Origin of the sequence: Paenibacillus sp. FSL F4-0122 (assembly GCF_038002845.1) — a bacterium.
GTDB classification, from domain to species: Bacteria; Bacillota; Bacilli; order Paenibacillales; family Paenibacillaceae; genus Paenibacillus_AQ; species Paenibacillus_AQ odorifer.
This window is the reverse complement of record NZ_JBBODI010000001.1, coordinates 958,440-971,021: the sequence shown is the minus strand read 5'-3', so window position 1 is coordinate 971,021 and position 12,582 is coordinate 958,440. Positions and strand designations below refer to the sequence as shown.

General features: G+C 44.9%; 13 protein-coding genes. 11 read left to right on the top strand and 2 right to left on the bottom strand.

The genetic code is table 11. The features are described 5' to 3' along the window. Positions 1 to 22 precede the first annotated feature (22 nt). The 8 genes from MHH49_RS04065 to MHH49_RS04030 are packed head-to-tail and all read left to right on the top strand — an operon-like array spanning position 23 to position 7,968. On the top strand, positions 23 to 826 hold the full coding sequence (locus MHH49_RS04065) for a type II secretion system F family protein (RefSeq protein ID WP_326048255.1): 804 nt from the start codon (positions 23 to 25) through the stop codon (positions 824 to 826). A 13-nt stretch (positions 827 to 839) separates the two neighbouring features. Continuing rightward, positions 840 to 1,712 (top strand): type II secretion system F family protein, encoded by an 873-nt coding sequence (locus MHH49_RS04060; protein WP_326048256.1) that lies wholly within the window; start codon positions 840 to 842, stop codon positions 1,710 to 1,712. Positions 1,713 to 1,725: 13 nt separating this feature from the next. After that, positions 1,726 to 1,914 (top strand): Flp1 family type IVb pilin, encoded by a 189-nt coding sequence (locus MHH49_RS04055; protein WP_036681690.1) that lies wholly within the window; start codon positions 1,726 to 1,728, stop codon positions 1,912 to 1,914. Further along, positions 1,911 to 2,582 (top strand): TadE family protein, encoded by a 672-nt coding sequence (locus tag MHH49_RS04050; protein ID WP_094902977.1) that lies wholly within the window; start codon positions 1,911 to 1,913, stop codon positions 2,580 to 2,582. The genes MHH49_RS04055 and MHH49_RS04050 overlap by 4 nt, the downstream gene beginning before the upstream one ends. Positions 2,583 to 2,609: 27 nt before the next feature. Then, positions 2,610 to 4,838, top strand: coding sequence for a hypothetical protein (locus tag MHH49_RS04045; protein ID WP_341137911.1), 2,229 nt, complete (start codon positions 2,610 to 2,612; stop codon positions 4,836 to 4,838). An 18-nt stretch (positions 4,839 to 4,856) separates the two neighbouring features. Beyond that, a complete protein-coding gene (locus MHH49_RS04040; RefSeq protein ID WP_326048258.1) occupies positions 4,857 to 5,837 on the top strand; it encodes a TadE/TadG family type IV pilus assembly protein in 981 nt (326 codons plus the stop codon). Positions 5,838 to 5,862: 25 nt separating this feature from the next. Beyond that, positions 5,863 to 6,372, top strand: coding sequence for an A24 family peptidase (locus tag MHH49_RS04035; protein WP_076316888.1), 510 nt, complete (start codon positions 5,863 to 5,865; stop codon positions 6,370 to 6,372). An 18-nt stretch (positions 6,373 to 6,390) separates the two neighbouring features. Continuing rightward, complete coding sequence (locus MHH49_RS04030; RefSeq protein ID WP_326048259.1) at positions 6,391 to 7,968, top strand: DUF6382 domain-containing protein; 1,578 nt, start codon at positions 6,391 to 6,393, stop codon at positions 7,966 to 7,968. A 27-nt stretch (positions 7,969 to 7,995) separates the two neighbouring features. Here the strand turns inward: MHH49_RS04030 and MHH49_RS04025 are convergent, their stop codons facing one another. Together MHH49_RS04025 and MHH49_RS04020 are read right to left on the bottom strand one after the other, a co-directional pair. Next, positions 7,996 to 8,898: a TIGR01777 family oxidoreductase gene (locus MHH49_RS04025; protein WP_326048280.1), complete on the bottom strand. Its 903-nt coding sequence runs from the start codon at positions 8,896 to 8,898 to the stop codon at positions 7,996 to 7,998. Positions 8,899 to 8,946: 48 nt separating this feature from the next. Then, positions 8,947 to 9,408, bottom strand: a complete 462-nt coding sequence (locus tag MHH49_RS04020; protein ID WP_036681700.1) for a DUF2621 domain-containing protein — start codon at positions 9,406 to 9,408, stop codon at positions 8,947 to 8,949. 172 nt (positions 9,409 to 9,580) lie between these two features. Between MHH49_RS04020 and MHH49_RS04015 the strand changes: the two genes are divergently transcribed. The 3 genes from MHH49_RS04015 (at position 9,581) to MHH49_RS04005 (ending at position 12,580) form a co-directional block, all read left to right on the top strand. Then, entirely contained in the window at positions 9,581 to 10,690 is a 1,110-nt protein-coding gene (locus tag MHH49_RS04015; RefSeq protein WP_038569120.1) for a deoxyribonuclease IV, read from the top strand. A gap of 65 nt (positions 10,691 to 10,755) precedes the next feature. Further along, a complete protein-coding gene (purU, locus tag MHH49_RS04010; RefSeq protein WP_036681703.1) occupies positions 10,756 to 11,655 on the top strand; it encodes a formyltetrahydrofolate deformylase in 900 nt (299 codons plus the stop codon). 175 nt (positions 11,656 to 11,830) lie between these two features. Continuing rightward, entirely contained in the window at positions 11,831 to 12,580 is a 750-nt protein-coding gene (locus MHH49_RS04005; RefSeq protein ID WP_038569122.1) for an SAF domain-containing protein, read from the top strand. Positions 12,581 to 12,582: the final 2 nt, after the last annotated feature.

Sequence of the window (12,582 nt, the reverse complement as noted above, 5' to 3'; positions counted from 1 at the left end):
AAATTCCAGAAGGGGGGAGGTCATGCTTAAGTTTAAATTTGTTGCTGCAAAGCCTGTAGAAGCGGATCCTGACGGTCCTTCGTTATTACCAGATTATAAGGTATACGAATTGACCTTGCTGCAGAGGATTCTGACCTTTATTGCAGGTGGACTGCTGATGTATGGAATTGGATATCTTTTTTATCATCATTGGCTGCTGTCGTTGCTGCTTATGCCGGGCGGAGCTTATGCCCCGCATATACTGCGTAACTATCTACTGAAAAGACGTCGAAATGCACTGAATTTACAATTTAAGCAGACGTTATTTTCGCTGTCTTCCTCCCTTTCAGCTGGGCGTTCGGTGGAGAATGCATTCCGAGAGGCGGTTCAGGATTTACGTATGCTCGACCCGGAGGGAAGCAGTGATATGATCTCCGAGTTAAACATTATCTGTGCACGCATGGAATATGGACAGCCTGTGGAAGAAGCGCTGCGGAACTTTAGTGAAAGAGCGGGAATGGAGGACATCGAGCGATTCGCGGATGTGTTCTCGGTCTGTAAACGTACTGGTGGTGATCTTGTAGAAGTGGTGCGCCGTACATCAACGATTATCGGTGAGAAGCTGGATATTCAGCAGGATATTGCTGTAAGTATTGCTCAGAAGAAATTTGAGGCTAAGGCACTGCTGATATCTCCGCTGATCATGGTGATGTTTATGAGTTTGACGGCTGGAGATTATATGGAGCCAATGTATACAGGAGCGGGTATAGCCATATCGACATTAGCTCTTGTTGCTTTATTCCTATGTTATCTCTGGACTACTAAAATAATGGACATTCCACTGTGAAGGGGGTGAAAACATGCGCTGGCTATGTGCGGTGGTTACTGTTATTTTGCTGATAGTCTGGGTTTTACTGCGAATTCAATGCGGCAACAGATATGTCGCGTTACGCAGTCTTCCTATGGAAGGATTACGGCTTCGGAAGTTAGGCGAACCGTTATTACTGCTTATTGAGAAGAGTGGTATCGCCAGTCGGTTTCCCTCACTGCTGTTCAGAATTCAGCGTTCTCTACAGCGCAGTTATGGGATGCGTTATAGCGCAGAGCGGACCCTGCTGTTCATGGGTGAGATGATAAGTTACAGCTGGCTGTTGCTTGTAGGTGGAAGTTTGATTACAGCATTTAGTGGCGAACAGGCAGGTATGATATTGGGTCTATTTTTGGCAATTGCTCTACCAACCGCTATGGTCAGTGATCTGCACAAAAAGGTGAGGGTAAGGGAGCAGAATATTATGCTCGAATTGCCAGAGCTGCTGAACAGTATTGTGTTGTTGGTTGGCGCAGGAGAGACCGTGCAACGAGCTATTATTCGCTGTGTGGAAAGCCACCGAGGGGATATGAATCATCCTCTGTATAAGGAGCTAATGATTATGACTAGTGAATGGGAGGGCGGATATTCCTTCCAGCAGGCGTTTGAAAATTTCAGTAAGAGATGCGCTGTGCAGGAGATATCGGTATTCACAACGACAGTTCTGCTGAATTATCGCAGAGGTGGAGCGGATTTTGTGCTATCGCTACGTGATCTGTCGCGGATGCTGTGGGATAAACGAAAGGCACTTAGCCGGACGCGCGGAGAGCAGGCATCCTCCAAATTAGTTTTCCCGATGGTAGTTATCTTTTTAATAGTAATTGTACTGGTGGGAACGCCAGCATTTTTGATGTTAAAAATGTAGGAGGCTGAAGCTGATGGTATCAACAATGTTGGACAGTATGAAGAACTTTTGGGAAGACGAGGAAGGTTTAGGAACTTTGGAGATGATTTTGATTATTGCTGTCTTGATTGCGGTTGTTCTTTTGTTTAAGGACAAAATTCAAGAGGTAGTAGAAGCCTTAATTAAAACGGCGGGTGAAAAGAGCCAGGAAGTATTCGATTGAACAAGCTTAAGGGTGATCAAGGCAGCTTTACCATTGAAGCTTCACTTCTGTTGCCGATCGTCATGTTTATTACGATGCTTCTTTTGTTTTTTTGCTTGTATAGCTATCAGAAGTCCATGCTGTTGCAAGTGGCCTCAGGAGCTACTGAGCGGGCGGCTTACAACTGGGACAACAGTCACAAGGAGGTCTCTGGTTCTTACATGGCTGGTGAGTATGACTCCCTTTATTGGAGAATTGGGGATGATGCCTTGCTAGCCTCATTATTCGGTGGAGAAGCTGGCAGTGCTGGCGTGACAATAGAGTTGCCCGGTGAAGTATCAGAGAAGAGTGATTTGCCAGTGCTTAAACTGGGCCATTCGTCTACCATGATTCCGGACAATATGCCAGGAACTATGCGTTATGCTCACAGCCTTACAGGACGGAGAGTAAAGACCGAGTTAAACCGTCTGCTGAGCTTACCTGTGCTTGATAAGGTTCTATCGGATGAGGCTAAACCAACTGTTGAAGCCCAGTCTATCATTGTTGAGCCTGTTGAGTTTATTCGTACGGTCGACCTGATGCGTTATTTCGGAGCTAAATTTAAAGGGGGCCCTGAGGGCAGTGGATCAGCAGTTTACATGGATAAGAAGGATGCTTCTGCTATGCTGACCAAGCTTCAGGATAAGTAAAATCTCTGCTCAAGGGAGGGGGTTTTAATGAAAAGTAAATTTACCGGTTGTCCTGCTAAGGGCAAAACAGAAGGCTCAGTTACAATTTTTCTAATCATGGTGCTGGCTTTCGTCTTTCTTTTTACTGCTGTGCTGATTGATTATGCGCGAATTGCTGCGTTCAACGTTCAGGAGGAACGATTAGCGAGAGCCAGTGTCCGCTCTGTTATGTCTTCATATCATGTTGAATTACGAGAGAAGTACGGTTTGTTTGCATTTGGTGATAGCAATGGAGATATGCTGCTGTCCAAAGTGCTCAACGAAAATTTGCATAAAAGTGGGCGGGGGGATACGTTCAATCTCTTACCCTTTGCACTGGAATCCTCCTCCTTGGAATGGAGCCGGCCGCTGGGAAGTTATGATGTTTTTCGTCATCAAATACTGGAAGAGATGAAGTATAAGGCTCCGGTAGATTTCGCCTTGGAGCTGGCAGGTAAATTCAAACCGCTGTCAGGCGTAATGGCAGAGACCTCAAGAGCTACCGAATTACTTAGTAAGCTGCAACCTTTATATGATGAACGTGAAGAGAATTTGGATCTAATGTTAGAGCGGAGAAGCCAAGCGGCGGAGAGTGGAAGAAGAATACTGCTATGGATTATGAATCCGCCCGGGGATTCTATCTCGGCCCATTCGCTCGGAAGCATGCAAGCAGCCGCGGATATACCAGCACAGTATAGTGACTATCTCGGGAAATATTACGACGATCTGTATCGTGATAGTAAAAAGCCTGCAAAGTACACTTATCAGTTGGCACTTTATCAGAGCCGAACTTCAGAGATGTTATCGCGGCTCCCAGCCTTATTAACAACCTTTCGTGAAGAACATGGACAATCAATGGAGGAAGCGAAGGATGCGTTAAACAAGGCGCAGCAATTGAATGATGAGATGAGAGATGTTTTGGCAGCTTCCCGAATAAGTGGCGTAAATCTGGCGGACGATCCTGCTAAAGACTGGGATATTCCGGGAAGTTCAGGGGAAATAAGTGCTGAGCCACTTAAAAAGCTGCATGAACAGGAAGATGCCTTGATCCTCTCTTCGGCTGACATTAGTAGTATGGAGAATAGTTTATTTATGCAACAAAGTGTGTACGAATCCATTGAACCGACGGTAACAGGATTGTCAGCAGAGCTGCATGAAGCTTTGGGAGTCAACGGCGATTCCTACCAAATGATTTCCTCTGTTCTAGGGGCTTCGCATGTAGTGGACAACTATTATAAAAAATACGGTAAGAAGGGAAGTGTTATCGCTAGTGATTTGGCTTTTCTTGAACAGCATCGCAGCTCGGATAAAGCACGTAAGCAAGTAGAGTGGGAAGCCAAATCCAAGCTGGGCGAGGTTAGAGCACTACTGAACAAGATTAGAATGCTAGGTAGCGGAGCGGCAGCTTCGATGGAACGTTATCAAATCCTTCATCAATTTTATGAGGACAATGTTTCATTTAACAACGGATTGGAGTCTCAATCCTCTGATAAATCTGAAGTATCCTCAGATCCCTATGCTGCTGGAAGTTCGGCGATGAAGGATATTGACGGGATTTATGCAGCAATGAGTGGCATTATGGGGGGCGCTAGAGACAGGCTTTTTCAAACGGAGTATTCCGCGCTTTATTTTCAGCATTTTGATGTTTCAAAGTTAGCTAGTCTGGCACTGAATTCTCTGGAAGACACTAGTGAGCTCACAGATCAGCTTGATCCTCGCGCTCAGGAGCTGGAATACATTTTATACGGATTTCATAATCCCGCGGGGAATGTGGCCGCAGCCTATGCCGAAATATTCGCGATGAGGTTGTCCATTCGCACGATGGAAGGTTTTATAGAGAAGGCAACCTTGGGAAATCCACTGGCTGTTCTAGCGGCGGCACTGTTGTATGGAATCCAGCATGCCATTCAGGATATGTTGCAGCTTTGTGAGAAGGATGCGATTCCTTTATCTAAATATATGCCGGCGCAGCTGACTTACCGTGATCATCTGCGACTGTTCATGATAATGCATGGAGGCGGGGAAGTGCAGCTATCGCGGATGCTGGCTCTGATTCAACTGAACACAGGAATAAATCCAGAGGAAAGAAACACCTATGTATCATCGGACATTAAGCTCCAAATGCAGTTATGGTTTCTGCCAGGTGTAGTTAAAATGTTGAATTATACCGCTAGTTTTCCGGGAGATGTACAAGGGAATAAGTATCTGAGGGCAGTAAAAGCTGATTATTCTTATTAGCGGGAGGTTGGTAAGGAGATGGGGGATGGGTATGGAATCAGAGGGGAGGACAAGGAAGAAGGTAGCATGGTAGTAGAAGCGGCGATGATTCTTCCGTTCTTCCTGCTATTCGTCCTGTTCCTGATATCTATCGTACAGATGACCTTGTATTCGACAGCTTTGCAAAGTACAGCATCAGACACTGTAAAGTCTATTTCAACTCATATGTATCCTGCGGCTTTGGCGGTGCAGAAATGGGGAACATCCAGCGAAGTAAGTGATGATTCAGGGTGGGATGACAGTGATCATTCTGCTGGCCTGAATTGGACTATTCCTCGCTTGTCACTTACTGATTGGGGCAATAGTTATGCTGAGTCTTTACCCAATCCGATAAATGAGTGGGTTATGTCCGCTTTAGAAAGTGGTGAGGGACCGTTGCAGAAGCTTCAGGCAGAGACCAGTGAAAGTGTACTTGATCTTGCGATCAAACCTTTATTGAAACCATACCTGACATCAGATTTACTGGATTATGAGCGAATTCATGTATCCAATGTTATGGTGCCGGAGCTAAAAGAGGGTACTTATCCATACCTTGGGCTAGTGGTTAGTTATAAGCTGCCGATGAAAGTCCCTTTTCTGAACCAAAGTATTGTATTAGAAGCAAGTGCTGTTGAACGTCTCTGGATCGGGGATACAGGAGAAGGCACAACCAAGGAGGGGAACGGTACTGGCCAACCAGAAGAATTCATTGAAATCTTAGAAAAGCCGAACCCGGCTGTAGCGAATAAGCAAGGCAAGGTTCGTGCCAGAATACCGCCGGATGCTTCTGCCAGCTTGTCAGTCTTTTATAAGAGCGGGGGCAGTACTGCCAAATATTTAGGCTGGAAACAAGCGGATGCAGATGGATATATCGAGTGGGAATGGAAAATTGGCGTAAATACCACACCGGGCTCGTGGCCGTTTGTTATACAACTGGATGACGGTAGATCTGTTGAGGTTATGTTCACAGTAGTGAAGTGAAAGGGTGGAAAAAGGAGTGTAATAAATGGCAGAGTGGGCATTTTGGGGATGTCTACCGTTTTTAGCAGCGGCACTTATTACAGATTTAAAGTCGATGAGAATACCAAACTGGATCACCTTGTCAGGCTTTTTCACTGGTCTGCTTGCACAAGGGGTGATAAATAGCTGGCATGGACTGCTGAGGGCTTTCGGGGGAGCTGCTGTAGGATTTACAGTCCTTCTGATCATGCATTTAATAGGGGCGGTTGGCGCGGGGGATGTTAAGCTTTTTGCTGGAATCGGCGCGTGGACAGGGATGTTTTTTACGCTGCAAGTCGTGATGTACTCCGTACTATTTGGAGCTTTAATAGGCTGGCTAATTGTTTTAAAGAGACGGGAGGCGATCAGTCGTTCGCGTAAGATCATCAGCAGAATTTCTGGATTTATTTTATGGAAGAGTCCGTTTCTATTAAAAAATAACGATAGTGAACTGTTGAAATTCCCTTTCATGCTGGCTGTTATCCCTGGTTCCATATGCGCTTATCTATACTTTTAGTTCGGGAGCTGATGTTTGTTGTTCGGATTAACCCGTGATTTTATACAACAGGATGGTATATATATGATCCTTGGTGAACCCGAAGGAATACCTGCGGAGAAGCTTAATTTGATTCAGGCACGCATGCTGATGAACACCGACATTCCTCATCATTTGAGGCTGTTACTTAGAGAAATAGATATGAAGGTTACTATGGAATACGCTGTTTTACGCAAAAAAATGCTTAGTCATCTACTCAAAGGAGAGAAGCTAAGTATGAACTCGTTTTACGGGTTATTGCTGCAAATTGTCCAAGGCATGGAAGATGGCAGGTTATATATGCTGCGGGCGGAACAGTATGCTTTGCATGCAGATTACATTTTTATTGAAGGGTCGTTACAGAGCGGTAAAGTATACCTAACCTACATACCCATTCAGGAGAGTAAGTCTGTTTCAAAGCTTGGAGAGTCACTCAAGACACTGATTATGGTGTTAATGGCATCTATCACAGAGCTTACTGGCAGTGGTGTGCAAAGACTATTGCAATATTGCAGTGAAGAGGGATTTACTCCAGCTGGCTTAAAGATTCTTTTATCAGAGTTGCTGACAGAAAGAGAGCCCGTTACACCTGAAAGACAGCTTCATGAAGGCGTAAAAGAATATCTAGTGAAAGAGGCAGCAGCTCCACCATTAAGAAAAATATATGAGCATCGCGAAGATAAGGAATTGGAGCTGCAGCCGACTGCTACTCCTTGGATCAGCAGCTATCCTAATCTTAAGATAAAAGAGGAGGAGAGCCTGTCTCTAAGCTTGGAGGATGAGCAGGTAACGAATCCACAAGCCTCAAGCTCAAGAACCTATATAGTGCTAGGGTTTCTATTAGGCGATGCACTACTGTGGAAGTTTCTATATTTGGATAGTCCCAAGCCGTTATGGCTTGCCGTCTGTGGAGTTGTGACGATTGTATTGGCTGTTTTAAGCTGGATGGTTTGGAGCGGAAGGCTAAAGGTTGGTAAAGAAGATGTTGATGGCCTGGGTGAGGATTCTGAAGATACTAACTGTAATCCGAGTCGAAAAGAATTGGAGTGGAATTTTGGCAGGAACCCTGTGACTTCTACGCGTTCTCCAGCAACAATTCCAAAGATAACTCCGCAATCCTCGGATTCAGCAGCTAGCGTTCCGGCAACCCGTTATGAATCACTAGCAGAGGAACAAAGTTCTGTTAAAGCACCAGAAGCAATAGCTCCAACAACCTTATTATCACAGGAGAAACCGCCTGAGCAAGGACGACAAATCGAAAAGCTGGATCGGAGTATTCCTTATCTCCAAAGAAGCGGTGAGGAGGGCGAAGAGGCAGAGATGATCGAGTTAAATCGAACTAGCTTCATTATCGGCCGATCGGCAGAGGTGGCTCAATATGTGGAAAGATCAGAAGGCGCCTCTAGAGTACACGCTGAGATATCTAGAAGCACCAGCGGATATATTCTGAAGGATCTTGACTCCAGAAATGGAACGCTTTTTCAAGGTGAAGCCATGGTCCCGTATAAAGAGTATCCACTAACAGAGGGGACCACATTTAAAATTGTAAAAGGAAGCTACACATTCCATACAGTATGAAGGTGAGTTCTAACGATGAATGTGGCTCTATAATTTTTGTTTTTTCAAATCATCTAAAGCGACTTGAAGTGTAGGGAAGGTAAAGTCAAAGCCATGATTTAATGCCGCTGCGGGCAGGACGCGCTGACCTTTGAGTAAGATTTCGGATAATTCTCCGGCTGCTGTTTTTAACAGGAAGGCTGGCAAAGGGAACCAGTGCGGCCGTTTGTAGACTTTGCCAATCGTTCTGCCGAACTCTTCGTTCGTTACCGGATGTGGAGCAGTCGCATTAACAGGTCCGTTAATCGTTGGATTTTGCGTACAGAAATCAATTAGACGGACGATATCCGTCAGATGGATCCAAGAGAGCCACTGCTTTCCAGAGCCAATGTTTCCGCCAAAACCTAATAAATAAGGCAGCTTCATTTTGGGGAATGCTCCGCTCTCATTGCCGAGCACAACTCCGGTACGCAGCTTGACCACGCGGATATCATGGTAGGTTTCATCTGAAGCTTCTTCCCATGTCTTAACTACTTCTGAAGGGAAATCCATGACCTGGGCTGGTGAGGACTCATTAAAAGTATCCTCTAAAGAGGTACCGTAAATCGCCACGGCGGAAGCCTGAATGATTACGGAAGGCTTTTGCTTCATTTGATCTACTAACTTAGCTGCTGCGGAAACGGTTGCAAGTCGGGATTGCATAATCGCTTTTTTGCGACTTGGACTCCAGCGCTGGCTAAGGGAAGCTCCGGCGAGATTAATTAGGGCAGTTGCTTTTTCCACTGGAGCGGGATTAGAACTTAGACTGTCCCAGGTGTGGTAACTCAGCTTAGGATGAATTGTTGTTGCGTCTTTTGGTAAATTCCGACCTACAATAGCAACTTCATTACCTGCTTGCAGCCAGTATTTTGCTAGTTCGCTACCTATAAAACCGGTGCCGCCACATATCACATATTTCAAAGGAGGGCCTCCGTTCTAAATCGTACAATTCATTAAAAATTACTTAAACAAATGCTGGTAAGCAGAGTAATCGATTTTATTCTTTTCGAGAAAATTGACAAGAAAACGGTTATCGCGCCGCGGTGTGGCAACTATGTAACCTTTAATACAGTGATCGCGAGTAACTTCTTTTGCATTGCTCTCGACTGCGATTTTTCCGATCTCGGCAGCAATAGAATGCTTCGCAATATCACGAAATGGCCCAGGTACAGGTTGAACAAGCTGGTCCAAAAAGGCCTTTGTTTCGTCACTCCAGAGCGGGCGGCTACGTTCTACCCAGTAATTTTGCCAGTCTAGCTTTGACTTTCCATCAGCTTTGGGCAGGACCTTTAGGAATTTGCGGAACATAAAAAAACCGCCGATACACATGGAACCAAGCAGCATAAATGTCCAGAAAGCGATAGAGTTCATAAACCAATTGCTCGGTGTGGATAATAAACCAAGTCCTGATTGGATAAACATGCATACACCACCTTTTGGCAATGAGGATTCTCACACGAATTATTCTCATATTAAAGTATAGCTTATTTCCAAAGTTTTGCGAAGCAGAACCCGGCATATTGGCCTCGTCTAGATTTATTTTTCCGATCACGGTAGAATAGGGGTTAATTCGTGAAGGAAAGAGGGAAGAAGTATGCTGAAAATAGGTTCACACGTGTCTTGCTCGGACAAGGGTCTTTTGACCGCAGCAAATGAAGCAAATGAGTATGGTTCCAGCTCGTTTATGATATATACAGGAGCGCCGCAGAATACGCGCCGCAAGCCGATTGATGCCATGTATCCCAACGAAGGGAAGCAAGTTATGAAAGAAAATGGTGTAGAGGAGATTGTTGTCCATGCACCTTACATTATTAATCTCGCTTCCTATAAAGAGAATACGTATCAACTGGCTGTTGATTTCCTGCAAGAGGAAATTCGCCGTACCCATGCACTTGAGGTCAAGCATATTGTATTACATCCAGGTGCGTTCACTGATAAAGATGCTGAATATGGTATTCAGCGGATTGCAGATGGCTTGAATGAGGTGCTTGGAGGCACGAACGAAACGGAAGTGCATATCGCTCTAGAAACTATGGCTGGCAAAGGAACAGAGATCGGCCGCAGTTTTGAAGAAATCGCTTCTATTATTGCTAAGGTCGAACATAACGAACGTCTGTCGGTCTGTCTTGATACTTGCCACATTCATGATGCTGGCTATGATATCGTTAATGATTTGGACGGTGTTCTCAACAAATTTGATGAGACTATCGGATTGAACCGTCTTGGTGTAATCCACATTAATGACAGTAAAAATCCATGTGGCGCTCGCAAAGACCGTCACACTCCAATTGGCTCGGGTTGGATTGGCTTTGATACGATTAACAAAATCGTACACCATGAAAAGCTGGAAGGTCTGCCTTTCATTCTGGAGACCCCATGGATTGGTAAGGATGCTAAGACACAACGTCCGATGTATGAGGTGGAGATCGCTTTGCTGCGTGGTAATGTAGCTGAACGGTTTGGAGCGGAATTCGTGCAGGATGTTGAAACATTACGTGAATTTTTTGCCAAGCAGGAGATCGATTCCCGTCAATATGTACTTAATGTCTGGGAGCTGCTGAAGAACGATGCCAAAGCTAAAAAAGCTGATCCACGTGAACCACTGGAGCGTCTATACGATGAAGTTGTCGCTGCCCAGCTGTTCCCGCAGCTAAGCGAGGAAGCTATTAATCATCGCTTAATTGCTTGGTTAGCAGGCAAATAAGTGCTCGTGAACGCTTAAGCTATACTTCAGATTGCGTATGTAGATGAGAGGATGGGAAGAGGGTCATGGAATTACACGTAAAAAGAAACAATTCGTCAGGTGTCGAGCATTATTCCAACCGGGCACGTATGCTCATTTCCTGTCCTGACGGACCGGGAATTGTGGCGGCTGTATCACACTTTCTGTATCAGCATGGCGCAAATATTGTGCAGTCGGATCAGTATACGATGGATCCAGATGGTGGAATGTTCTTTATGAGAGTCGAGTTTGACCTACCTGAATTAGGCGATCGTCTGGAAGAGATTCGCTCTCAATTTGGCGGAGTGGCGGAGCGTTTTAAGATGGACTGGAAGATCTTTAATGTTCGTCATAAGAAGAAACTTGCCATATTCGTCTCTAAAGAAGACCATTGTCTTGTTGAACTGCTCTGGCAGTGGCAAGCGGGCGATCTCGATGCCGATATTGCCCTCGTCGTTAGTAACCATTTGGATATGAAATCTTATGTCGAGTCGTTTGGCATTCCATTTCATCATATTCCAGTCACAGCGGATACTAAGGCTGAAGCAGAAAAACGCCAGTTAGAGGTCATCGGAGACGATATCGATGTTATTATATTGGCACGGTATATGCAGATTATTTCGCCGTCCTTTATTGAGCATTATCGCCATCAGATTATTAATATTCATCACTCTTTCCTGCCTGCCTTTATTGGCGGCAATCCATACGCCCAAGCATATCAACGTGGGGTGAAAATTATCGGGGCAACTGCTCACTATGTTACTGAAGAACTAGACGGTGGACCGATTATTGAACAGGATGTACAGCGGGTAAGCCACAGTGATGATGTTATTGAGCTGAAACGGATTGGACGTACCATTGAACGTGTTGTTCTGGCTCGTGCGGTGAAATGGCATATCGAGGACCGAATTCTCGTCCATCAGAATAAAACTGTAGTATTTAAATAAAGGTATTCTCCGGTGAAAGCAACGATTATGCCCGAGGGCTTTCACCGGAACCCTTTAATTTAATAGTTCTCTAAATCTCTATGAGGTAAAAAAGCATTTTACCAGCAGCTTGGCTATTTATGCCAAGGTGCTTTTTGTCGTTCTCAAAAATCATGTAGTTAAGGAGGTGGAAGGTTTGTCGTTACAGCGGGGACGTTTGTTAAAACGTAATTATTTCTTCGCAAGTCTCATTTTGATTACTGGATTCGGGGGATTGCTAGGTTATGATCTCTATTTCAAGCCCTACGTGCTTTCCCAAACCGTGGTCAAAGTTAAGGTGGGAGCTGGGGAATCTCTACCTAAAAATTATGAGCTGAAAGCAAGTGATTTGTATCTGGATTCTGTTCAGACCAAGGACATACCCTCTGGTGTAATTACGGAGATCGCACAAGTGGAGCACAAAATTACGAATGTGAATCTGACTAACGGTAGTATTTTGACAGCATCACTGGTGGATGTTAGTGATTTAGAGCCTTTGCGGGATGAAGGCATATTTCCTATTCCGAAGGAGGCCATCTATGCCATTAATGGTTCGTTACGAAGCCGGGATAAGGTAGACATTTATCTTGTAGAAGGTGATCGAGAGAAGCAGCGAGAGGCGCTCGTTTCAAATACAGGGGAAAAAGAAAACGAGGAGCAGGTGAAAGAACAAAGCTGGCTTAGCGATCCTACTAAAGAGATCTTCTTATCTGGAGTTACCGTGAACTATGTGCGAACAGAAGACAATAATGATGTGCAGGATTCTGAGAAAGGTAACAACAATAACCGATTCACTTCTACTGGCAAGGTGGCGACACCAGAATTGAAGCTGAAGAAAAATGAGGGTCAAAGGCTAGGGAAATTTTTGGAGCAGGGCAAAAAGCTGTGGATCGTACGGGTAGAGTAGGG